Raw genomic sequence first — 23,505 nt, forward strand, 5'->3', positions numbered from 1 at the left:
CCTAGCGCAGCCACACGGCGGATGCTAGGACCAAGCCGACACCACCAAAGGGGCATATCGACATGCGGCGGAAACTTGCAGCGGGCAACTGGAAAATGAACGGCGACAGCGCCCTGCTGGCCGAACTCGGCACATTGGCAAACAGCCAGGGCGACAGCGCGCCGCAAATCATCATCTGCCCGCCTGCCCCCCTGCTCACCCGCGCGGTCGACATCACCAAAGACAGCGCCATCGGCATCGGCGGCCAGGATTGCCACCCCAACACCTCCGGCGCCCATACCGGTGATGTGGCCGCGCCGATGATCCACGACACCGGGGCCAGATCGGTCATCGTCGGCCACTCCGAACGGCGCAGCGCCCACCAGGAAAACGACGCCGTTGTGCGCGCCAAGACCAAGGCCGCATGGGCCGCCGACCTCACTGCGATCCTCTGCATCGGCGAAAGCGAGGAAGAGCGCATAGGCCCCGACACGCTCGCCATCATCGCCGCCCAACTCGACGCCTCGACCCCGAACGGGGCCACCGGCGACAACACCGTCATCGCTTACGAACCGATCTGGGCCATCGGCACGGGCCGCGTACCCACGCTCGAGCAGATCATCGAAACCCACGACATGATCCGCGCGGAACTCACAAAACGCTTCGGCGATGAGGGCGACAAGATCCGCATCCTCTATGGCGGTTCGGTCAAACCCGGCAATGCCGCCGAAATCTTCCAGGCAGAGAACGTGGACGGCGCGCTGGTCGGGGGCGCCTCGCTCAAGGCCGAGGATTTCCAACCCATCATCGACGCGCTGGCCGCCTCCTGATCTTCTTCTGACCAAAAATACCACGGGGGAGGCCGCAGGCCGGGGGCAGAGCCCCCTGAAAAATAGCGTGCGGCCCCGTCAGGGGCCGCTCCGCCAGATCACGCAGCGATCACTGCACGATGATCTCCGGCCCCATCATCATGGTCGGCAACCAGGTCGAAATCGCCGGAATATAGGTGACCATGATCAGGAAGACGAAGAGCACGGCCAGGAACGGCAGCGCCGCGCGCACAACCCGCATCATCGGCATGCCCGCCACACCGGAGGTCACGAACAGGTTCAGACCCACAGGCGGCGTGATCATCCCGATTTCCATGTTCACCACCATGATAATGCCCAGATGGATCGGGTCGATCCCCAGTTCGATGGCAATGGGAAACACCAGCGGCGCCACGATGACAAGCAGGCCCGAGGGTTCCATGAACTGACCGCCGATCAGCAGGATCACGTTCACGATGATCAGGAACACAACCGGGCCAAATCCCGCCGCCAGCATCGAGGCCGCGATTTGCTGCGGGATCTGCTCATCCGTCAGAACATGCTTCAGGATCAACGCGTTGGCGATGATGAACATCAGCGTGACCGTCAGTTTGCCCGCTTCGAAAAACGCGTGTTTCGTGTCCCGGTGCACCAGTGCCAGCGGCATGCGGCCCAGGTCTTTCGCAATGGCCACCGGGCTGACCTCCAGCCCGCGCAGCATGCGTTCGGCCACCGCACCCACGGCTGCGACGACAAAACCGATCAGCACGGAGGTGGTCAGATCGACCGCCCCGCCCGTGACCAGCCACAACAGGATGCCCACGGCCAGACCGCCCATCAGGGTGATGCCGGTAAAGTTGCCCGCATGGGGCGCGACCTTCGCAAATGGCCCCATGTCGCGATAGACGAAACTGGCAATCAGGAACGAATAGACGGCAGCGACGGCCGCGGCTTCGGTCGGCGTAAAGATACCGCCATAGATGCCGCCCAGAATGATGATGATCAGGAACAAACCGCCCGAGGCCGCGGCGGCGGATCGTCCAACCTCGCCCCAGCCCAGCCAATCGCCCTTGGGCAGGTCCTTGATCACGGCCATCGCGTAGATGGTGATCATCAGCATGGACCCAGCCATCAGGCCCGGGATGACACCGGCCAGGAACATCCGGCCCACGGACACGTCCGTCGCACTCGCATAGACGACCATCACGATAGAGGGCGGGATCAGGATGCCCAGCGTGCCCGCATTGGCGATGACGCCCGCGGCAAAGTCCTTGGTGTAGCCCACCTGCCGCATGCCCGCGATCACGATAGAGCCGATGGCGACAACCGTGGCAGGGCTCGACCCCGACAGGGCCGCAAACATCATGCAGGCAAAGACGCCCGCAATGGCCAGACCGCCCGGAAAATGGCCGACAACGGCGATGGAAAAGCGGATGATCCGCTTGGCCACCCCGCCCGTCGACATGAAGGTCGAGGCGAGGATGAAGAACGGGATCGCCAGCAGCGTGTAGTGCCCCGCCATCGCCTGAAACAGCGTCTGCGCGATCGAGGCGAGCGAGGTGTCACTCAGCACCAGCAGGAACACGATCGAGGACATGCCAAGGCTGACAGCAATCGGCACACCGATCAGCATCATGCCCACGACGAGAGCAAAAAGAATTGCAACTTCCATGGCTTAGTCCCCGGCGTTCATGTGTTTGACGTCTTCGATCGCTTCTTCGGCCTCATGGCTCACGATCAGCGTCTGCGATTTGCCCGTCCACACGCGCACCGTCGCCTGGATGAACCGGAACAGCAGCAGCCCCATGCCGAAGGGCAGGATGAAATAGGGCATGAAACGCGGAATTTTCTCATAGGCCTCGCCCTCGTTCATCAAGGGTTCGATCCATTTCAGCCAGACCGGATGCGGGATATCGACGACCTCATACCAGCCGCGATAGGACGAGCGGCGCATCTCCTCAAAACCCGTCGGGAACCAGCGCCCGGTGGTCTGTGGCAGGTTGGCAAAGTTGGCCCAGTAGTCCCACGCCCCCTTGAAGACGAGAAAGGCATAGCCGATGCAAATGGCCCCCGCGACCAGCGCGATGATGCGGCGTGTGGGGGCCGAGAACAGGTTGATGACCGCGTCTACACCCAGGTTGGCCGTGGTCTTGACCGCATAGCTGACCCCGAACAGAACGAGCCACGCAAACAGGAAGGTGGTCATCTCCAACCCCCAGATCAGGCCGGTGTTATAGCCATAGCGCAACACGACATTGATGAATGTAATCAAGGTCATAAGCGCCAAGAGGATGGCGATTGCCGTTTCCTCGATTTCGTTGACCCAGCGGCCGAACGACGTGCCCGGATCATAAGCGGCTGCCATGGTCCTGCCCCTTCCCCATACTGTCTTTGGAATTAAAAACGGCCCGGCGGATCATGCCGCCGGGCCGGGTGCGCCACCTTAGTTGGTGGCGGCGTTGATCGCTTGTGCGGCGTCGATGTTTTCCTGACCGACGTCACCCACGAACTGGTCCCAGACGGGCTTCATCACGGCAACCCATTCGGCGCGCTGTGCATCGTCAAGCTGGCGCACAACACCACCCGCATCGATGATCGCCTGCTTGGCGCTCTCGTTCACCGCAAAGGCTTCGGTGTTGCGGGCCGTGGTGACCTCTTCGATGATGGTGGCGAGCTGGTCGCGGGTGCCATCCTCGAGGCTGTCCCAGAAGTCGGTCGAGGTCACGACGAGATAGTCGATGATGCCGTGATTGGTCTCGGTCACACCGTCCTGCACCTCAAAGAATTTGCGCCCGTAGATGTTGGACCAGGTGTTCTCCTGCCCGTCCACAACGCCGGTCTGCAGCGCGCCGTAAACTTCCGAGAATGCCATGGGCTGGGGCGAGCCACCGATGGCCGCCATCTGCGCCTTGAGCACGTCAGAGTTCTGCACGCGGAACTTAAGGCCATTGGCATCCGCGGGGCTGACGAGCGGCTTGTTCGCCGACATCTGCTTCATCCCGTTGTGCCAGAAGGCCAGACCCAGCAGGCCGCGACGGGTCATCGATTCCTTCATCGCCTGACCGGTTTCGGAAGCCTGGAACGCATCAACCGCGTCGATGTCCTTGAACATGAAGGGCAGATCGAAGATGCGGAACTTCTTGGTGAACTGCTCGAACTTCGACAGCGAAGGGGCGGCCAGTTGCACATCACCTTGCAGCAGCGCCTCGAGCACCTGGTCATCGTTGTAGAGCGTCGAGTTGGGGAACACTTCCATGCAGGCCGTGCCGTTCATCTCTTCGTTCACGCGGGTTTGCAGCAGCGTGGCCGCGATGCCCTTGGGGTGCTTGTCGGTGTTGGTGACGTGGCTGAACTTGATGACAAGCTCGCCCGCGTCACAGGCGGCAGACACAGCGCTCGCGCTGATGGACAGGGCCAGTGCCGTTGCGGCAGCGGTCATGAATTTCATGGTGATCTCCTCCCAGAGAATTGTTTTTGAGTGCTGTCCCCGCGGGGACATCAATGTGCATAAAAGCAGAGCGTGCGGTGGGGTGTGGGTTAAGAAATCAGAAATGTGCTCTGAAACCTTGGAAAGTCATTCAAACAATGACTTATAGGTCATTCTTCATGTACGTGTTGCGCGACACCGCACACCGATGTGTGAAACTTCGGACACGTATGCGCAACACTGTGTGGAAATCCACACAGTGTTAGCGTCGGTAGTCGTCGGCCCGAATCCCATAGCGTTTCAGCTTGTCGTAGAAGGTCTTGCGCGGCAGGCGCAGCGTTTCGGCGGCGGCGCTGGCGTGCCCGTTATGCCGCCCAAGTGCCGCCACCAGAAGGGAGCGCTCGACCCGCGCCATCTGTTCCACCAAACCCAAATCCGCCGCCTCTGCGACCTCTTCGGGCATCCCGAGGACAAAGCGCATGGCCGCGCTCATCAACGACCGGGCATTGCCGGGCCAATCCTGCGCCATCAGGGTGGCCATGTGGTCGGGCCCAATCTCGGGCGCGGCGAGGCCTGCCTGTTCCGCAGCCTGCGCGACGTAGTGGCGAAACAGGACGGGGATATCCTCGGGCCGTTCACTGAGGGACGGCACGCGCACCGGCATCACCTCGATCCGGTAGTAGAGATCGGCGTTGAGCGCCCCCGCCTCGACCGCCGCACCCAGATCGCGGGTGCTGCCCGCCAGCAGGCGCGCAGGCGCCCCGGCCTCGAGCGTTTCGAGCAGGGCCAACTGGCTGGCGGCGGGCAGATGGGTGATTTCGTCCAGAAACAGGCTGCCGCCGGAGGCTGCATCCAACGCCTCGGCCAGCGCCTTGGGCGCCATATCGGCCGCTGCGCGTTTCACGAAAGCGGCTTTGGAGCGCAGGGAGGACAGATGAATGACCTCGGCCACTTTGGAGATGCCGGTGCCGGGCGCGCCTGTCACGAGCACTTCGGTCTCGAGCGGGGCGACCAGCCGCACACGGTCGCGCAAGCCGTTGGCCTGTGCCGACACACCAAAGAGCATGCGGGCGGCTGGATCGCCGCTTTCTACCAGCGCACGGAGGCGGCGGTTTTCCAGCACAAGTGCACGCGTCTTGAGAGCGCGTTCAAGAACGGCCAGCAAGTCACTGGGCGCACAGGGTTTTTCAAGAAATCCAAACGCCCCCTCGCGCATCGCCTGCACGGCCATGGGAATGTCGCCTTCGCCCGTCAGCAGGATCACAGGCAGGTCCTCATCCACCTTGCGGGTATGGGCCAGCAGGTGAAATCCGTCGCGCCCCGGCATGCGGATGTCAGAGACGATGACGCCATCAAAGTCGTTTGTGATGTGATCCTTGGCCACGATGAAGGACCCGGCGGTGACCGGTTCCAGATCGGCCAGTTCGAGCGATTGGGCCAGTGCGTCGCGCACCGCAGCGTCGTCATCCACGACCAGAACGCGGGTTGTCATGCTGCGGCTTCCTCTGCCCAGGGTGTCAGGTCAACAATGAATTCAGCGCCTTGCGCGGTGTTCTTGCCATGGATTTCGCCACCGAAACTTTGCACGATGCCGTAGGAGATCGACAGGCCCAGCCCCATCCCTTCGGACGCGCCGACCTCTTTCGTGGAATAGAACGGATCGAACACGCGGTCGGGCATCTCGATCCCGGGGCCGGTGTCGCGGATGGTGACGGCATGGGCGCCGATGTCGATGAACAGTGCGCGCTGGTCTTGCCCCGCCATGGCATCCACCGCGTTCGAGATCAGATTGACAAAAACCTGGCCCAGCCGCACCTCGCCCCCCGAGACCCAGATGGGTGCCGTGGGCGGGCTGTAGTGCAAGGTTACATCCTCGTTGCGCAGGCGCGGTGTCGTGAGTTCGACAGCGCTGTTGATCACGGCGACCAGATCGACGCGCACCGCCGGTTCGCTTTCCTGCCGGGCGAAGGCGCGCAGGTTCTTGATGATCCGCCCCATGCGCCGCGCCATGTCCGAGATGCGGTTGAGATTGTCACGCGCGCGGTCCGGCTTGCCCCGGTCATGGAAGGCGACGGCATTGTCGGCAAAGGTCTGGATCGCCATCAGCGGCTGGTTGAGTTCGTGGCTGAGGCCCGCGCTCATCTGCCCCAGCGCGCTGAGTTTGCCTGCCTGCACAAGGTCGGCCTGGGCGCGGGCCAGCGCGGCTTGCGCCTCTTCCCGCTCTTCCGCCTCGCGGCGCAATTGAGTGTTTGTGTCCGACAGGGCGGCGGTGCGTTCGGCAACGCGCCGTTCCAGCAGGGCGTTGGCCTCAGCCAATGTGCGCCGCCGTTCGGTGGCCAGAAACAGGAGCGCACCGAAGGCAAGGCAGAGGCCCGCGACTGCGGCCGCCTGCAGCGTGGCAAGGCGGCGCGCCGGGGCCACGTCGATCAGCGCCTCGCCCGTCATGCCGATCACCGGCAAGGGCCGCACGAGGTGCAGCGCGTTTTGCGGCAAGTAGGGCCCCCACCCCATTTGCCAGACCTCGTGCCGCCCCAGTTCGTAGCTGTCGAATGGCGGAGCGTCACCATTTGGCGGGACCAGGCCGGGGGCGGTCTCGGGGCGCTGCCAGAACACGATTTCCGAGCGGTTGGTGATGAACACCCGGTCTTGCGCATCCGTGAAGAACACCGCCGGGTTCGATCCGACCCAATCCCATTCGATGCCTGCGAGGTCTGCGGTGACGACCACGGCCCCCTGCACGCGCGATTGCCCGTCAAAGACAGGGGCCGCATAGGCGAACACCCGGCGTCCGCCAGCGGTGCGCCCGTTGCCCCAGCCAAGCGCCCCTTGGGTTGCGCGCTGCACGAGGTGGCCGATTTCGACGCCTGTGGGGTCTGCACGGGCTGAGGCCATGACGTGCCCGCTGGCATCGGTGAGCCGGATGTCTTCGGCGGCCGTCTTGTCCGCGATTTCGAGGAACAGCGCTTCGGCCCGGCCTGTGTCCTCGCCTGCCAGCGCTGCGCCCACCTGCGGGTGGTCGGCCACCAGCACGGCGAGTTCGCGGTAGCGTTGCAGCTGCCCCGTCAGCCGGTCGCTGGCGAGTGCGAGGTCAGAGGCCCCCTGCCGCGAGAGCTGATCGAGCGCCTGGAAGTAGCCATAGCGCCACACGCCCGTGGCTGCCGCCGCGACCAGCGCCACAAAGCCCAGCACCACCGTGATCCGTCTGAGAAATCCGTCGCCCATGGTGCATCTTATCCGCGCCTGTCGGGGCTTGCCAAGCGGGGGCGGGCCTGAGACATCTGCCCTCATGTTGATCCAGTCGCCTCATGACCCCGCCTTTGTCCAGGACCCCTATCCTGTTTACGATTCGGCGCGGTCGCAGGGGCCGGTACTGTTCTGGCGCGATTACGGGATGCTGGCGGCCTTTGATCATGCCACGGTGCATGCGCTGCTGCGCGATCGCCGGTTGGGGCGTGCGGTGCCCGGGGGCGGCCTGCGACCCCGTCCCATCTGCTGGAGTTCGAGCGCGTCGAGGCGCAGTCGATGCTGGATATGGAGCCGCCTGTGCACACCCGCCTGCGCCGTCTGGTGCTGCATGCCTTTACCTCGCGCCGGATTGCGGGGATGGCGGGCGATATTGCGCAGATTTGCGATGCGTTGCTGGCGGAATTGCCCCGCGATGCGTTCGATCTGATCCCCGCCTATTGCCAGCAGGTGCCGGTGCGCGTCATTGCCCGCCTGTTGGGCGTGCCCGAGGAGATGGGGCCGGACCTGCTGCGCTGGTCGTCGGCCATGGTGGCGATGTACCAGGCGGGCCGTGACCGCGCGATCGAGGAGGCGGCCAACCAGGCGGCGGCGGAGTTCACCGATTTCCTGCAAGGCTACATTGCGCGGCGCCGGGGCGATCCGCGCGACGACCTGATCACCGAGCTGATCGCGGCGGAAGAGGACGGCACCCGGCTGAGCGCGGATGAGATGATCGGCACCTGCATCCTGCTGCTCAATGCCGGGCACGAGGCGACGGTGCATAGCCTGGGCAACGCGGTGAAGTGCGTGGTCGAGACGGGCACCGCTGCGGCCCTGAGCGCGGATCGGGTCGAGGGCACGGTGGAGGAACTGCTGCGCTTTGACCCGCCGCTGCACATGTTCACGCGCTACGCCTATGAAGAGGTCGAGGTGGGCGGCCACACGCTGCACCCCGGCGACCAGATCGCGCTGATGCTGGGCGCTGCGGGCCGGGATCCGGCGATCTTCGCCGATCCGCACCGCTTTGACCCGGACCGCCCCAAACCCAACCACGTGGCCTTTGGCGGTGGCCTGCACTTCTGCGTCGGGGCGCCGCTGGCACGGCTCGAGATGCAGATCGCCCTGCCCGCCCTCTTTGCCCGCGCGCCCGGGCTACGCATCGCCGAACCGCCGACCTATTCCGACAGCTACCATTTCCGCAAACTCGACCGCCTGATCGTCACCCCGTGAGTCGGGACCGGGTCAAGGATGGCCAAAGGCCACCGCCGCAGGCGGCCTGTCCTTGACGCGGGCGCGACTCACAACACCCTTGATCAGGTCTGTTTAGGACGCATTGCGCCCTAAACGACCTCTCAGCAAACCATCCCCAACAGACCAGAAAACACAGCGCCTGCAGCAAAGCGTCGCCTCGCCCATATCTGAATAAGAAATGCGCGGTAGCGCTCAATTCGATCACGTCTCGAGCGGGAGCATCGTGGTGGACTTGATCTCTTCCATCGACAACAGCGCCGTGACGTTGTGCACCCGCACCTCGGATATCAGCGCCTGGTAAAACGCATCATAGGCCCGCGCATTCCTGACCCGCACTTTGAGGATGTAATCGATGTCGCCCGCCAGCCGGTGCGCCTCCTGCACCTCGGCGCGATCCCGCAGCGCCTGCAGAAACTTCGCCTGCCAGTCCGCCTCGTGCTCGGACGTGCGGATCAGAACAAAGAAACAGGCCTCGAACCCCAGCGCCTCTGCATCCAGAAACACGGTTTGCTGACCGATCACGCCTGCATCCTTCAACTTGCGAATCCGGTTCCACACCGGCGTCTTGCTGGATCCCACGGCACGCGCGATTTCGTCCAGCGACTGGCTCGCATCGCGCTGCATCTCGGCCAGAATTTTGCGATCCACCTCGTCTATGCGAACGGCCATTCCATACTCTCCTGATTTCCCGGACACGCGTTCTGACCTTGCGCCAAAACAGAACATTCATCCTTATCTACGCCGCGTGGTGGCAACAAACCAGAACAATATTCTATATTGAGGGGACGAAACAGCCACCCGAGGGCCACGTCATGAACCACTTTCCGATCTTCCTGAACACATCCGGCCGCCGGATCGTGCTGTCGGGCGGTGGCGATGCCGCGCTGGCCAAGCTGCGCCTGCTGATGAAGACCACGGCCCACATCACTGTCTTTGCGCCCGCAGCCGATGATCAGATCAAGGCATGGGCCGATGCGGGCAAGCTGCGCCTGATCGCGCGCGCGATGGAGCCAGGCGATACGCTTTGCGCCGCGCTCTTCTATGCTGCTGACGAGGACGAGGTTGAGGACAAGCGCACCGCTGCCATCGCCCATGCGGATGGCGCGCTGGTCAATATCGTGGACAACCTGGCCGACAGCCAGTTCATCACCCCCGCTATCGTGGACCGCGACCCGGTCACCGTCGCCATCGGCACCGAGGGGGCCGCGCCCGTGCTGGCCCGCGCGATCAAGGCCGACCTCGAAGAGCGCCTGCCCCAGGGCCTTGGCACCCTTGCCGCCATCGGCAAGGCGTTCCGCAAGGCCGCGGACGCCCTGCCCTTTGGCCGCCCGCGCCGCGATTTCTGGCGCGACTACTATTTCAACGCAGGCCCCAAGGCGATTGCGTCAGGCGTTGAGGCGGTGCAACCCGCCCTCGACACCCTGCTGGCCGATCACCTGATGAAGGATGCACGCAAGGGCCATGTCGCCTTTGTCGGCGCAGGCCCCGGCGATCCCGAATTGCTGACCCTCAAGGCGCGGCGCGCGCTGGATGAGGCCGATGTGGTCATCTATGACCGCCTGATCAGCCCCGAAATCCTCGAACTCGCCCGCCGCGAGGCGACCATGATCGACGTGGGCAAGGAGGCCTTTGGCCCCTCGACCCCGCAAGAGGTGATCAATGATCTGATCGTGGAACACGGATTGAAGGGCAGCCAAGTCGTGCGCCTGAAATCGGGCGATGCCACTGTCTTTGGCCGTCTCGACGAAGAGATCGACGCCGTCACGGAAGCGGGCGTTGACTGGCATATCGTGCCCGGCATCACCTCGGCCTCAGCCGCTGTTGCCTCGATCGGCCAGTCCCTGACCAAACGCGGGCGCAACAGTTCGGTGCGGTTCCTGACCGGGCATGACATGAAAGGCTTTGCCGATCACGACTGGAAGGCGCTGGCCGCCCCAGGCGAGGTTGCCGCCGTCTATATGGGCAAGAAATCGGCCCGCTTCATCCAAGGGCGGTTGCTGATGCACGGCATTGATCCGGCCACGCCTGTGACCGTGATCGAAAACGCCAGCCGCGCCGATCAGCGCGTGCTGTCCACAACCCTGGCCGAGATGGAGCCGACCATCACGCAGGCCGGTCTGGACGGCCCGGCCCTAACCTTTATCGGTCTTGCGCCCCGCGCGGCGCAGGCGGCCCTGCCCGAGATCCCCATGCCACAGCGCGCACAGGAGGCCCTGTAGATGCCCAAAGTCTTTACCCCCAAGGTCGTCACCGCCAATGATCTGCTGGCTGGCGACGTGATCTATCAGACCGCCACCGGCTGGACCCGCCGTCTGGAAGAGGCCGAAGTGCTGACTGACGAGGCCGATGCCGATCTGCGCCTGATCGAGGCCAGTCAGCAGGTCGATGACGTTGTGGGCGCTTACCTCGCCGATGTGGCCGTGACCGACGGCGTCCCCGCCCCCACCCATTTCCGCGAAGAGTTTCGCGCGACAGGACCCAGCAATTACGCCCATGGCAAGCAAGTGGAGCTGCAGTGATGTATAGCTATTCCGAATTCGACACCGCGTTCCTCGCCGAACGCAACGCCCAGTTCCGCGCCCAGGTCGAGCGCCGGATTTCCGGTGCGCTGACCGAAGACGAGTTCAAGCCGCTCCGCCTGATGAACGGGCTCTACCTGCAATTGCACGCCTATATGCTGCGCGTTGCCATCCCTTATGGCACGCTCAGCAGCGCCAAGATGCGCAAGCTGGCCGAGATCGCGGAGCGCTGGGACAAGGGCTATGGCCACTTCACCACCCGCCAGAACATCCAGTACAACTGGCCCGCGCTGAAGGACGTGCCCGATATGCTCGACGCGCTGGCCGAGGTGGGCATGCACGCCATCCAGACCTCCGGCAACACGATCCGCAACGTGACCGCCGACCATTTCGCAGGCGCTGCGGCGGACGAGATTGCCGACCCGCGCCCCGTGGCCGAGTTACTGCGCCAGTGGTCGACCGACCACCCCGAATTCCAGTTCATGCCGCGCAAGTTCAAGATCGCCATCACCGGCTCCCCCAATGACCGCGCCGTGACCAAGGCGCACGACATTGGCCTGCGCATGCTGGAACGTGATGGTGCGCGCGGGTTCGAGGTGATTGTGGGCGGTGGCCTCGGCCGCACCCCGATGATTGGCAAGGTTATCAACGACTTCCTGCCCGAAGCGGATCTGCTGCCCTACCTCGAGGCCATCGTGTCGGTCTGGAACCAGATCGGGCGACGCGACAACAAGTACAAGGCGCGCATCAAGATCACCGTGCATGAACACGGCATCGACGAGATCCGCCGCCTGGTCGAGGAGCGCTTTGTCGAGACGCGCAAAGCCTTCTCGGGCGTGGATCAGCAGATGCTGCGCGAGATCGAGGGCCATTTCGCCCCGCCCGCCTTTGTCACGGCAGACACGGCGCCCTATACCAACGCGCTGCAAACCTATCCGGCCTTCCGCGCCTGGAGCGACACGAACGTGACCGACCACCGCGATGCCGACCACGCCATCGTGACGATCAGCCTGAAGAAACACGGAGCAACCCCCGGCGACGCCTCGGCCGCGCAAATGCGCCTGATCGCCGATCTGGCTGAAACCTATGGCTATGACGAAATCCGGATCAGCCACGAGCAGAACGTGATCCTGCCCCATGTGCACAAGGCGGCCCTGCCGTCGATCTACTCGGCCTTGCGCGCCGAGGGGCTGGCGACGGCCAATATCGGGCTGATCAGCGATATCATCGCCTGCCCCGGCATGGACTACTGTGCGCTCGCCACGGCCCGCTCGATCCCCATCGCGCAGGAAATCGCGACCGCCTTTGGTGATCTGAAACGCGAGCACGAGATCGGGCAGCTGAAGATCAAGATTTCGGGCTGCATCAACGCCTGCGGGCACCACCATGTGGGGCATATTGGCATCCTCGGCCTCGACCGAGCGGGTGTGGAAAACTACCAGATCACGCTGGGCGGCGATCACACCGAAACCGCAGCCGTTGGCGACCGCGTCGGCCCTGGCTTTTCGGCAGACGACATCGTGCCGGCGGTCGAGCGGATCGTGGACACCTATCTCGACCTGCGCAGCAGCGAGGAAGAGGCGTTTATCGACACCTACAAACGCATCGGCATGGCCCCCTTCAAGTCCGCGCTCTATCCCGAAACGAAGGTGGCAGCAGAGTAAGCGCCCATGCTTCATTGTTCCCCAAATATGCACGGCCCAACTCAGCCCGAGGCGCATGTGATGGTCAGCGCGCTGAACGCGCGACTGACCCATCACGGCGCGACGGACGTGCTGCGCGCGGCGTTCGAGGCAGTGCCGGACATTGCGCTTGTCTCCAGCTTTGGGGCGGAGTCGGTGGTGCTGTTGCACCTGGCGGCCATGATCAAGCGGGACGTGCCGGTGATCTTCATCGACACAGAGATGCTGTTTGCCGAAACGCTGGTCTATCAGCAGGACTTGGCCGAGCGGCTGCGCCTCGAAAACGTGACCGTGATCCGGGCGGACGATCTGGCGGCGCAGGACCCGTACAACACGCTGCATCAGCGCGACACGGATGCCTGCTGCGCCGTGCGCAAGACACGGCCCCTGCAAGCGGCCCTGGCCACGCATAGCGGCTGGATCACCGGGCGCAAACGCTACCAGTCGGGCAGCCGCGCCAGCCTCGAGTTTTTCGAGGTCGAGGATGGCACGGGCCGGATCAAGGTCAATCCGCTGGCCCGCTGGGCGCCCGAGGATGTGGCCGAATACATGGACGAAAACCGCCTGCCCCGGCATCCGCTGGTGGCCCAAGGCTATCCCAGCATCGGCTGCGCGCCCTGTACGTCGAAGGTGGCCACGGGCGAAGACGCGCGCGCCGGGCGGTGGCGCGATACGGATAAGGACGAATGTGGCATCCATTTTGTGAACGGCAAGATGGTGCGCGTAGGAGCAACGACATGACAATTCTAGTGACAGACCAGGGCTTTGGCCCCGACACGTGGGATCGCGGCTATACCCCGCTGGGCGAGTGCGCCAATGATGCCGTCGCCCTTGACGTGCCCAGCGATGCCGATCCCGACACCATCCCGCTGAGTGCCGAGATTATCCGCGTCGATTTCCCCAGCTTTGCCGATGGGCGCGGGTTTACCATCGCGCGCATGCTGCGTCTGCGCGGCTATCAGGGCCGCTTGCGCGCCCACGGCCACGTGATTTCCGACCAATACGCGATGGCGCGCCGGTCAGGCTTTGACGAGGTCGAGATTTCACAGGCCCTTGCCGCCCGCCAGCCCGAGGACCAATGGCAGTTCCGCGCCAATTGGCAGGAGCATGACTATCAGGCCCGCCTGCGCGGTGCCTCCAACCACTGACATCCCACCACCCTGATCCAGATCAAGGCTGCGCGCGGCGTTTCGCCTTATCGCGGCCACAGAAAACCCTTCCTAAATTGAGGGACGTGGGTGTAAACCTGCGTTGACACATACATGACCGAGCAAACCCCCGTGAACGAAACCACCGCCGTAAAGGCCACCCCCACCCTGCCCGATGCCCAGACCGTCACGGACGTTCAGCATTACACAGACCGGCTGTTTTCCTTTCGGGTGACACGGCCCGCCTCCTTGCGCTTTCGTTCGGGCGAGTTCGTGATGATCGGGCTGATGGGGGACCCCCATCCCGAGACCGGCAAGCAAAAGCCGCTGCTGCGCGCCTATTCCATCGCCTCGCCGTCCTGGGACGAGGAACTGGAGTTCTATTCGATCAAGGTGCCTGATGGCCCCCTGACCTCGCGCCTGCAACACATCAAGGTCGGGGACGAGATCATTCTGCGCCCCAAGCCCGTGGGCACGCTGGTGCATGACGCGCTTCTGCCCGGCAAGCGGTTGTGGTTCTTTGCCACCGGCACCGGCTTTGCCCCCTTTGCCTCGCTGTTGCGCGAGCCGCAGACTTACGAGGATTATGACGAGATCATCATCACCCATACCTGCCGCGAGGTGGGCGAGCTGACCTATGGCCGTGACCTGATCGCCGCTCTGAAAGACGACGAGTTGCTGAACGAGGTCATCGGCGAGGACTTCTGGAAGAAGATCAAGTATTACCCCACCACCACCCGCGAGGAGAGCCCCAAGATGGGTCGCATCACCGATCTGATGAAATCGGGCGAGGCGTTTGCGGATCTGGGTGTGGCACCGCTGAACCCCGAGACCGACCGCGCGATGATCTGCGGCAATCTCGCTTTCAACCTCGAGCTGAAGGAGATGTTCGAGGATTACGGGTTGGAGGAAGGCGCCAATTCCAAGCCTGCCCATTACGTGGTCGAAAAGGCCTTCCTCGACTGAGGCACGCCCCCTTGGGCCATGAAAAAACCGCGCCTCCTGTTCGGGGGCGCGGTTTCGTTTTGTCAGACTGATCGGTGGATCAGAGGCCCATCGCCTCTTTCACCTGGTCGAGGATACCCTGAAGCAGTTCGGGGTTGTCCTGTGCCTGCTGCAGGCCCGCCTTGAGCGTGGTTTTCTGCAGCGCGCCGATTTCCGAGTTGTCGATCATCTCGGACACTTTGTCGAAGTTGAACCCATCCACGGTCAGCAGATCGGCGATGCCGCCATCTGTTGCGACCTCTTCGGTGCCGTCTGTTGCGGTTGCAGCGGCTTCCTCGACTGCTTCGGCGGCGGTTTCGGTTGTGGCTTCGGTCGCCTCAGTTGTGGCCTCTGCCGCTTCGGTCGCTGTCTCTGTCGCGGCCTCTGTGGCTTCGCTTGCGGTCTCGCTCACCGCTTCGGCTGCTTCGGTGGCCGTTTCTGTGGCTGCCTCGGTCGCCTCGGTAGCTGTCTCGGTCGCGGCCTCTGTGGCTTCGCTTGCGGTCTCGCTCACGGCTGCTGCGGCTTCGCTGGCCGTCTCGGTGGCCGCTTCTGTCGCTTCGCTTGCGGTTTCACTGACCGCTTCACCCACATCCGCTGCGGTGTCTGTGGCTGCCTCAACCGCGTCCGATGCCGCATCTGTTGCCGCATCCACGGCTTCATTGGCCGTTTCGCTCACGGCGTCGACAGCATCCGATGCCGCATCGCTGGCCGCGTCCACAGCATTCTCGCCCGTTTCGACGGCGGCCTGTGCGGCGTCCGTGGCCGCATCGACTGCACCGTCCACGGCCTCTGTCGCGGCCTCGGCTGTCGCTTCGGCGGCTTCGTTCACTTCTTCGGCGGCGGCTTCGGCCGCTTCGGTGGCGGTTTCAACGACATCGCCGACCGCGTCTTCGGTGGCTTCGACAGCCTCGCCCACGGCGTCACTGGCGCTTTCCAGTGCCTCGGGCGCGTTCACGGCCTCGGCCGCTTCGTTCAGCGCCTGTTGCGGTGTCTGGCCCGAATAGAGCAGATAGGCCCCACCCGCGATGACCACGGCCACAACGATCCAAATCAGATTTTTCATTTTCCCCGTCCTTTTCGGCTAGCACGAAACGCATTCAACGCAGCTTCGTCTTCTGCGCTGTCAGATGCGCGCGGCAAAGGAAAGGTGCAAGGGGGAAAATACGCCATTTCGGCGCAGTATGGCCGAATTCGAGGGTTGAAGATGCCCGGACCAAGGGGTACGTTCTGGCCTCAATTTTCTGCAACAATCCAAGGACAACCACCATCGCTCGCAGACCCCATAACGCGCCGCCGCAACGCGACACCGGCCCCCGCGTCAACGACAAGATCCGCGCAACAGAAATCCGCCTGATTGGCGCCGATGGCGAAAATGTCGGCGTCGTGTCCCCCGCCCGTGCCATGGATCTGGCTGATGAGGCCGGGCTCGACCTCGTTGAAATCTCGCCCAATGCCAATCCCCCGGTCTGCAAGATCATGGACTTTGGCAAGTTCAAATACGAGACGCAGAAACGCGAGGCCGAGGCCCGCAAGAAGCAGAAGATCATCGAGATCAAAGAGGTCAAGTTCCGGCCCAACACCGACACCAACGACTATGACGTCAAGATGCGCAACGTGTTCAAGTTCCTTGAAAACGGCGACAAGGTGAAGGTGACGCTGCGGTTCCGTGGCCGCGAGATGGCGCACCAGAATCTGGGCCGCGAGTTGCTGGAGCGGGTGGCCGAAGACACCAAAGAGCATGGCAAGATCGAGAACTTTCCCAAGATGGAAGGCCGCCAGATGGTCATGCTGATCGGGCCCCTGCCGCAAAAGGGCTGATCGGACCTGCAATGCATTGAAAGGGCTGGAGTTTTCCGGCCCTTTTTTGTTGGCCCGGCTCAGCCCTGCTGTGCGGCGATCGCGACAATCTCGATCAGGCTCACGCCACCATCCCCCAGATCGGCCCCGACACAAGCCCGCTGCGGCCAGTTGTCCTGCGGGCCGACCCAGTCGCACCAGACCACGTCCATCGCCCGTTTCATCGTCATGTCCTGCAGATAGATCGTGACCTGCAACAGACCGGCCTTGTCGCTGCCCAGTTCCGCCAGGCGCGCATCCAGAAAGGCGAGCGCATTGCGGGTCTGCGCCGCGATCCCTGTCGCCGCGTCCGGGTCATAAGCCACCGCATAGACGGTGCCGCCATGGGCGACCGCTAGGCTGCGGCCCTGCACGGGCGCGATGGTGCGTTCAATGGATGGCGGTGCCATGCGTGCCCTCCGGGCCAAATACCAGACATGCAAAGGGGACCCGAGGTGCGATGCCCCGGATCCCCACTAGTGTCGCCAAGGGCAGCGTCAGCTGGCAGCAGCCACCGCCCGCTTGGTCATGACCCCGCACAGATGCGCGCGGTACGCGCCGGTGCCGTGCAGGTCGGAAATCATGTCATCCCCGCTCAGGCTCAACCCATCAATCGCATCCGGCGAAAAGTTCGCCGACAGCGCCGCCTCGGCCTCGGCCCAGCGGAACACGCCGTCATTGCTGGCGCCGGTGATCGCCACGCGCACGCCATCGGCGTATTTGGCCACATACACCCCCACCAGCGCAAAGCGCGAGGCGGGTTGCACGAACTTCTGATAGTTCGCCTTTTCCGGCACGGGGAACCGCACCTCGGTGATGATTTCGCCCTCGTTTAGCGCCGTGGTGAACATGCCCTGGAAATAGTCATCCGCCGCAATCTCGCGGCTATTGGTCACGATGGTCGCGCCCGATCCCAGCGCGGCGGCCGGATAGCAGGCAGACGGGTCGTTGTTGGCCAGCGAGCCGCCAATGGTGCCCCGATTACGCACCGCCGGATCGCCGATATGGGCAGCCGTGGCGGCCAGTGCGGGATAGTCGCCCGCCTCTGCCGCGACAGTGGCGTGGTTTGTCGCCCCGCCAATGCAGACCGATCCATCATCGCCCTTGCAGACACCCTGCATCTCGGAAATGCCCTTAAGGCTCACCAGCGTCGAGGGGCTCGCCAGGCGCTGTTTCAGCGTGGGGATCAGGGTCTGCCCGCCCCCCAGTGCCTGCGCGTCCTCGGCGCCAAGGGCCGCGACCGCATCCGCAACCGTGCCGGGCTTTTCAAACTCGAAGTTATACATCTCTCAGACCTTTCTCTCGGCAACATGATCCTCTTCATCTTGCCAAATAAACTCCGGGGGTCCGGGGGCTGGCCCCCGGTCCTACCCTCTCAGATCACTGCATCGCTGCCCAGACACGGTCGGGTGACAGTGGCATGTCGATATGCGTCACGTCCTTGCCCGCCGATTGCAGCGCATCGACCACCGCGTTCACGACGGATGGTGGCGAGCCGATGGCCCCGGCCTCACCGCAGCCCTTCACGCCCAGCGGGTTGTGCGTGCAGGGCGTCTGGCAGGAGTGATCCACGTCGAACATCGGCAGATCGTCGGCGCGCGGCATCGCGTAATCCATGTAGGATGCGCTCAGCAACTGGCCGTTTTCGTCATAGGAACAGTTTTCGAGCAGCGCCTGCCCGATGCCCTGCGCCAGCCCGCCATGGACCTGGCCCGTGACGATCATCGGGTTGATGATATTGCCGAAATCATCCGCCGCGCAGAACCGTTCAATCGACACTTTGCCGGTGTCCGGATCCACTTCAACTTCACAGGCATAAGCCCCTGACGGATATGTGAAATTCGACGGATCGTAGAACGCCGTTTCTTCAAGCCCCGGCTCAATATCCTCGAGCGGGTAGTTGTGGGGCACGTAAGCGGCGAGCGTCACATCCCCCCAGGCCACGGACTTGTCCGTGCCTGCGACCGAGAATGCGCCGTCCTTCAGCTCGATATCCGCCTCGGAGGCTTCGAGCAGGTGGGAGGCAATCTTTTTCGCCTTGTTGATGATCTTTTCGGTTGCGCGCACCATGGCCGAGCCGCCCACCGCGATGGAGCGGGAGCCATAGGTGCCCATGCCCATCGGTGTCTTGGACGTGTCGCCGTGCACGATCTCGACCATGTTTTCGTCGATCCCGATCATCTCGGCGACGACCTGGGCAAAGGAAGTCTCGTGCCCCTGCCCGTGGCTGTGCGAGCCGGTCATGACGACCAGACCGCCGGTGGCGTTCACGCGGACGGTGGCGGATTCATAGAGGCCAGCACGCGCGCCGAGTTGCCCGACGAGGTTAGACGGCGCGATGCCGCAGGCCTCGATATAGCAGTTCACACCCAGCCCGCGCAGCTTGCCGTTCTTCTCGCTCTCGGCCCGGCGCGCGGCGAAACCGGCGAAATCGCCCATCTCTTCCAGCTTGTCCATCGTGGCGTGATAGTCCCCGGTGTCATATTCGACGGCCACAGGCGTGGCGTAGGGGAATTCGGTGATGAAGTTCTGCCGTCGCAGCGCGATGGGATCGACGCCCAATTCGCGCGCGGCCTTGTCCACCACGCGTTCCAGCTGGAAGGTCGCCTCGGGGCGGCCTGCCCCGCGATAGGCGTCGACCGGCACGGTGTTGGTGAACACCGCCTTCACGTTCACATAGATCAGCGGCGTCTTGTAGTTGCCTGCCATCAGCGTGCCGTGCAGCCATGTCGGCACGGAAGGTGCAAAGGTGCTGAGATACGCGCCCATATTGGCGTGGGTTTCGGTGCGCAGCGCGGTGAAGTTGTTGTCGCCGTCCAGCGCCAGTTCGATCTTCGTGACGTGGTCGCGGCCATGAGCGTCGGACATGAACGCCTCTGTCCGGCTCGACGTCCATTTGACGGGCCGGTTGCAGGCCTTGGCGGCGAAGGTGCAAAACGCTTCCTCTTGATAGTGGAAGATCTTGGTGCCAAAGCCGCCGCCCACATCCGGGGCGACCACGCGCAGTTTGTGTTCCGGGATGCCCAGCACGAATGCGCCCATCAGCAGGCGGATCACGTGCGGGTTTTGCGATGTGGTATAGAGTGTGTGTTCGTCCGTGCCGCGGGCATAGTCGCCCACCGCCACGCGCGGCTCCATCGGGTTGGCGACGAGGCGGTTGTTGACGAGTTCGAGTGAGGTCACATGCGCCGCATCCTCGAAGGCCTTGTCGGTGGCGGCCTTGTTTTCCTCAACAAAGCCCCAGTCATAGCAGAGGTTGTTGTCGAGATCGTCGTGGACCTTGGTCGCGCCGCTTTCCAGCGCCGCCTTCATGTCCACCACGGCGGGCAGTTCCGCGATATCGAGCGTGATCGCCTCGGCCGCGTCGCGGGCCTGTTCGAGCGTTTCAGCCACGACGGCGGCGATGGGTTCGCCCACATGGCGCACCTTGCCCTGAGCCAGCACGGGGTGGCCCGGTTCCTGCATGGGTTGGCCATGCTTGTCCGTCACCTGCCAGCCGCAGGGCATGCCGCCCACGCCCTCAAAGTCCGTTCCGGTAAAGATGCGCACCACGCCGGGCATGGCGGCAGCAGCGGACGTGTCCACGCCGTTGATCGTGCCGTGGGCGATGTCGGAGCGCAGGAAAAACACATGCGCCTGCCCGTGAATGTTGATGTCGTCCGTGTAGTTGCCGACCCCTGTCAGAAACCGTACGTCCTCGCGCCGTTTGCTGCTGGCGCCGATGCCTCCGTCTTTTGGCATATTGTATTCCTCCCTGTTGGCGTGGCGCGCCTCCCCGCGCGCCTGCTGACTATCGGCCCGAAAGGATATCCGGGCCGAGGAATTCCCGTGTTACTCTGCCGCGATGGCCCCGACATCCTGACCGGATGCGGCCATGATCGCCTTGACGATGTTGTGGTAGCCCGTGCAGCGGCAGATATTGCCTTCGAGGTATTCACGCACCTCGCCCTCGGACGGTTTGGGGTTGTCCTTGAGCAGGGCCGCCGCCGACATCACCATGCCGGGCGTGCAAAAGCCGCATTGCAGGCCGTGATGGTCCTGAAACGCCTGCTGGATCACGTTGAGCGAGCCGTCGACGTTCGCCTGCCCTTCGATCGTGGCCACATCGGCCCCGTCCGCCTCGGCGGCCAGCATCGTGCAGGATTTCACCGCCACGCCGTCCACATGCACCACGCAGGCCCCGCATTGCGAGGTATCGCAGCCCACGTGGGTCCCCGTCAGTTTCAGCTGATCCCGCAGGAAGGACGACAACAGCGTGCGCCCCTCGACCTCGCCAGACGCAGCCTTTCCATTCACGGTCATTGAGACCTGTGCCATGACATCCTCCCTTTATTGTCTGCCTTGTTGGGAGCAAGTTAAACACGCGACCTGCGCCATGAGAACAGAAATCTTCGCGCAAGCGGCGAAATCGCAATATCGCGCAGGTGCTTAGGCGTTGCGCGGGCGAGGCCGCGTCGGGATTTCCTTGAGCAGCCCGCCCACCCCCATGGCCGAGATGTCCTCTTGCGTCAGCTCCACGCCGCAGATCAGCCGCTCCAGCACCCAATCCGCGCCATTGAGCGCAGGCGAGCGCGCACACCCCGGCAGGCCGATGACCGGTTTCGGCCCCAGATCGCCAAAGAACAGCAGGTTGCCGGGATCCACGGGCATCCCGTAAGCAGTGACCGAGCCACCGGCGGCGCGCAGGCCCTCGGGCGCCACATCATGCGGGTCGGAGGTGGCAGAGGCCGTCAGCACAAACACGACCTCGCCCGGCGCGGCGGCAATCGCGTCAGCCAGCGGAGCAGTCTGATGCCCCACCAGCACACGCGGGGTCAGGGTCATGCCCATCCGGTCAAGCCGTCCGGTCAGGGCCGCGCGTCCCTTGATGGGCAGCACCGTTTCACCGACCTGCGTTTCGATCAGCGTGGCCGTGCGGTAGCGCGGCGGCAGGACAGAAACGGCGCGCGCCGCAGCCGCGCAGGCCGTGTCCAGATGCGCCGCATCCACGCCATAGGCAATGATCTTGATCGTGCCGACCATGGTGCCTGCATCCACGCGGTGAAACGGCGGCACGGTGGCCAGCGTGATCATCGGATCCACGGTGTTGAGCGTGGTGACAGCAGCGGTGTCGATGGACACGATGCCGGGCGTGTCGGCAAACAGGTTCACGCGGCCCGCCCCGGCAGCCGAGATGCGCAGACCCTGCGCCGCGGCATCGGGTGCAATGGCTTGGGCCAACCGGTGTGCGGCGGCGTTTTCCTCTACATCCTCCGGGCCCAGCCGGGCCACAACCAGCGTGTCATACCCCTGCGCAGAAAGGTCGGCCAGATGCGCCTGCGTCAGCACCGTGCCCTTGGGCACACGCCCCGCCGCCCCGACCATCGAATGGGCCAACGTCGCCCCAAGGGCGTCGGGCAAGGGAACGGGGCCGAACTTCATGGGCGTTGGCGCAGGGTGTGCACCATCTGCGCAAGGATCGACACGGCGACTTCGGGCGGGCTGGCGGCCCCGATGTCAAGGCCGACAGGCCCCTTGATGCGCGCGATCTGGTCGGGGCCAAATCCGGCCTCTTCCAGCCGGGCCACACGTTTGGCATGGGTGCGTGTGGATCCCAGTGCGCCGATATAGAAGGCCTGCGAATTCAGCGCGATATGCAGCGCCGGATCGTCGAGCTTGGGGTCGTGGGTCAGCAGCACAAGGGCGGTGCGGGTGTCCAGACCAACCTCGGCCAACGCCTCGTCCGGCCAGTCGTTGAGCAGGCGTTCTCCGGGAAAGCGCGCCTCGGAGCCAAAGGCGGCGCGCGGGTCGATCACCACGGGGTCATAGCCCGCAATCCGCGCCATGGGCACGAGGGCCTGCGCGATGTGCACAGCGCCAACAATGGCCAGGCGCAGGGGCGGGTTGTGGATGGCGACAAAGGTGCGCCCATCCTCTTCGACGCCGGTGCGGTCGGCGGCAAACCGGGCGGCATGGCCCGTGCGATCAAGGCGGCGCGCGCCGGACTCAAGGTCGGCCACATAGGCCACCGGAGTGCGGGCGGCGCGGGCGGCGACCAGGTCGCCCAGCAGATCGGCCGACATGGCCGTGCCCACCGGTTCCACCAGCACCTTGATCGTGCCACCACAGGCCAGACCCACGGCAAAGGCGTCATCGTCGCTGACGCCGAATTCCAGCATTCGGGAGCCGCCGTCCCCCAGCGTCTCCATCGCTTCGACGACCACGGCCCCCTCGACACAGCCGCCCGAGACCGAGCCCATCATTTCGCCCGTGCCGGAAACCACCAGCTGCGCGCCTGCGCGGCGCGGCGCGCTGCCCCAGGTCTGCACCACGGTGGCCAGGGCCGCGCCCTGCCCCGCCTGGTGCCACTTCAGGGCCTGTTCGGGTGCCGTTTCGACGGATGTCGTCATCGTCTCTCTCCACATCTGCTGGTTCGGAGCCGCCCTCGCTTGGACGCTGACGGACGGAACGACACGCGGCGGCCAAGGGAAACCGACGCGGGGCCCCGCTTGCGGGGATACGTCTGTTTTGCTTGGGGGCCGTGGGGCGATCTGTCAGGCACGCGGTCAATCGGGGGTGGGTCTGCACCTGCTGGTTTGGTGAGCCCGAAGCGTAATCCCAGCCTGTACCGGGATACAACCCCACCTTGGTCGACCCGCAAATGCT

21 protein-coding genes and 1 pseudogene are annotated in these 23,505 nt (G+C 64.1%); 9 read left to right on the forward strand and 13 right to left on the reverse strand.

Annotated features, from left to right (window positions below):
- Positions 1 to 62: 62 nt before the first annotated feature.
- Entirely contained in the window at positions 63 to 809 is a 747-nt protein-coding gene (tpiA, locus tag ACMHLQ_RS02570) for a triose-phosphate isomerase (protein ID WP_415403201.1), read from the forward strand.
- Positions 810 to 918: 109 nt separating this feature from the next.
- Here tpiA and ACMHLQ_RS02575 read toward each other — a convergent pair whose 3' ends face one another.
- From ACMHLQ_RS02575 to ACMHLQ_RS02595, 5 genes are all read right to left on the reverse strand, one after another.
- Positions 919 to 2,460 carry a TRAP transporter large permease gene (locus ACMHLQ_RS02575; RefSeq protein WP_415403202.1) on the reverse strand — a complete coding sequence of 514 codons (1,542 nt, stop codon included), beginning with the start codon at positions 2,458 to 2,460 and terminating at the stop codon, positions 919 to 921.
- Between the two features lie 3 nt (positions 2,461 to 2,463).
- The gene (locus ACMHLQ_RS02580) at positions 2,464 to 3,153 is read right to left on the reverse strand and encodes a TRAP transporter small permease (protein ID WP_415403203.1); all 690 of its coding nucleotides are present in this window, start codon (positions 3,151 to 3,153) and stop codon (positions 2,464 to 2,466) included.
- 78 nt (positions 3,154 to 3,231) lie between these two features.
- Complete coding sequence (locus ACMHLQ_RS02585) at positions 3,232 to 4,236, reverse strand: DctP family TRAP transporter solute-binding subunit (protein ID WP_415403204.1); 1,005 nt, start codon at positions 4,234 to 4,236, stop codon at positions 3,232 to 3,234.
- Between the two features lie 241 nt (positions 4,237 to 4,477).
- Complete coding sequence (locus ACMHLQ_RS02590; protein ID WP_415403205.1) at positions 4,478 to 5,707, reverse strand: sigma-54-dependent transcriptional regulator; 1,230 nt, start codon at positions 5,705 to 5,707, stop codon at positions 4,478 to 4,480.
- On the reverse strand, positions 5,704 to 7,437 hold the full coding sequence (locus ACMHLQ_RS02595) for a sensor histidine kinase (RefSeq protein ID WP_415403206.1): 1,734 nt from the start codon (positions 7,435 to 7,437) through the stop codon (positions 5,704 to 5,706). Before ACMHLQ_RS02595 ends, ACMHLQ_RS02590 begins: the two co-directional genes overlap by 4 nt.
- Positions 7,438 to 7,501: 64 nt before the next feature.
- On the opposite strand from ACMHLQ_RS02595, the pseudogene ACMHLQ_RS02600 reads away from it, so the two are divergent.
- A pseudogene (locus tag ACMHLQ_RS02600) lies at positions 7,502 to 8,670 on the forward strand (cytochrome P450).
- Positions 8,671 to 8,892: 222 nt separating this feature from the next.
- Here ACMHLQ_RS02600 and ACMHLQ_RS02605 read toward each other — a convergent pair.
- Positions 8,893 to 9,360, reverse strand: coding sequence for an Lrp/AsnC family transcriptional regulator (locus ACMHLQ_RS02605; RefSeq protein WP_415403207.1), 468 nt, complete (start codon positions 9,358 to 9,360; stop codon positions 8,893 to 8,895).
- Between the two features lie 143 nt (positions 9,361 to 9,503).
- Here ACMHLQ_RS02605 and cysG point away from each other — a divergent pair, with 143 nt between their 5' ends.
- From cysG to ACMHLQ_RS02635, 6 genes are all read left to right on the forward strand, one after another.
- Positions 9,504 to 10,910, forward strand: coding sequence for a siroheme synthase CysG (gene cysG, locus ACMHLQ_RS02610; RefSeq protein WP_415403208.1), 1,407 nt, complete (start codon positions 9,504 to 9,506; stop codon positions 10,908 to 10,910).
- Complete coding sequence (locus ACMHLQ_RS02615; RefSeq protein ID WP_415403209.1) at positions 10,911 to 11,210, forward strand: DUF2849 domain-containing protein; 300 nt, start codon at positions 10,911 to 10,913, stop codon at positions 11,208 to 11,210.
- On the forward strand, positions 11,210 to 12,874 hold the full coding sequence (locus ACMHLQ_RS02620) for a nitrite/sulfite reductase (RefSeq protein WP_415403210.1): 1,665 nt from the start codon (positions 11,210 to 11,212) through the stop codon (positions 12,872 to 12,874). The genes ACMHLQ_RS02615 and ACMHLQ_RS02620 overlap by 1 nt, the downstream gene beginning before the upstream one ends.
- 27 nt (positions 12,875 to 12,901) lie before the next feature.
- Positions 12,902 to 13,633, forward strand: coding sequence for a phosphoadenylyl-sulfate reductase (locus ACMHLQ_RS02625; protein WP_415403211.1), 732 nt, complete (start codon positions 12,902 to 12,904; stop codon positions 13,631 to 13,633).
- Positions 13,630 to 14,040, forward strand: a complete 411-nt coding sequence (locus ACMHLQ_RS02630) for a DUF934 domain-containing protein (RefSeq protein WP_415403212.1) — start codon at positions 13,630 to 13,632, stop codon at positions 14,038 to 14,040. Before ACMHLQ_RS02625 ends, ACMHLQ_RS02630 begins: the two co-directional genes overlap by 4 nt.
- Before the next feature lie 114 nt (positions 14,041 to 14,154).
- Entirely contained in the window at positions 14,155 to 15,006 is an 852-nt protein-coding gene (locus ACMHLQ_RS02635) for a ferredoxin--NADP reductase (protein WP_415403213.1), read from the forward strand.
- A gap of 79 nt (positions 15,007 to 15,085) precedes the next feature.
- On the opposite strand, the gene ACMHLQ_RS02640 is transcribed toward ACMHLQ_RS02635, so the two are convergent.
- The gene (locus ACMHLQ_RS02640) at positions 15,086 to 16,087 is read right to left on the reverse strand and encodes a phasin family protein (RefSeq protein WP_415403214.1); all 1,002 of its coding nucleotides are present in this window, start codon (positions 16,085 to 16,087) and stop codon (positions 15,086 to 15,088) included.
- A gap of 203 nt (positions 16,088 to 16,290) precedes the next feature.
- Between ACMHLQ_RS02640 and infC the strand changes: the two genes are divergently transcribed.
- Positions 16,291 to 16,842 (forward strand): translation initiation factor IF-3, encoded by a 552-nt coding sequence (infC, locus tag ACMHLQ_RS02645; protein WP_415405347.1) that lies wholly within the window; start codon positions 16,291 to 16,293, stop codon positions 16,840 to 16,842.
- Positions 16,843 to 16,901: 59 nt separating this feature from the next.
- On the opposite strand, the gene ACMHLQ_RS02650 is transcribed toward infC, so the two are convergent.
- The 6 genes from ACMHLQ_RS02650 to ACMHLQ_RS02675 all read right to left on the reverse strand — a co-directional run bounded on the left by ACMHLQ_RS02650 (position 16,902) and on the right by ACMHLQ_RS02675 (position 23,249).
- The gene (locus ACMHLQ_RS02650; RefSeq protein ID WP_415403215.1) at positions 16,902 to 17,270 is read right to left on the reverse strand and encodes a RidA family protein; all 369 of its coding nucleotides are present in this window, start codon (positions 17,268 to 17,270) and stop codon (positions 16,902 to 16,904) included.
- Positions 17,271 to 17,357: 87 nt separating this feature from the next.
- Positions 17,358 to 18,146 carry an FAD binding domain-containing protein gene (locus ACMHLQ_RS02655; protein WP_415403216.1) on the reverse strand — a complete coding sequence of 263 codons (789 nt, stop codon included), beginning with the start codon at positions 18,144 to 18,146 and terminating at the stop codon, positions 17,358 to 17,360.
- Positions 18,147 to 18,240: 94 nt separating this feature from the next.
- Entirely contained in the window at positions 18,241 to 20,601 is a 2,361-nt protein-coding gene (locus ACMHLQ_RS02660) for a xanthine dehydrogenase family protein molybdopterin-binding subunit (protein ID WP_415403217.1), read from the reverse strand.
- Between the two features lie 90 nt (positions 20,602 to 20,691).
- Entirely contained in the window at positions 20,692 to 21,177 is a 486-nt protein-coding gene (locus ACMHLQ_RS02665; protein WP_415403218.1) for a (2Fe-2S)-binding protein, read from the reverse strand.
- A gap of 111 nt (positions 21,178 to 21,288) precedes the next feature.
- A complete protein-coding gene (locus ACMHLQ_RS02670) occupies positions 21,289 to 22,281 on the reverse strand; it encodes a molybdopterin-binding protein (protein ID WP_415403219.1) in 993 nt (330 codons plus the stop codon).
- Entirely contained in the window at positions 22,278 to 23,249 is a 972-nt protein-coding gene (locus tag ACMHLQ_RS02675; protein ID WP_415403220.1) for an XdhC family protein, read from the reverse strand. The genes ACMHLQ_RS02670 and ACMHLQ_RS02675 overlap by 4 nt, the downstream gene beginning before the upstream one ends.
- Positions 23,250 to 23,505 lie beyond the last annotated feature (256 nt).

Origin of the sequence: Tateyamaria algicola, assembly GCF_047715485.1 — a bacterium.
Taxonomy (GTDB): Bacteria; Pseudomonadota; Alphaproteobacteria; order Rhodobacterales; family Rhodobacteraceae; genus Tateyamaria.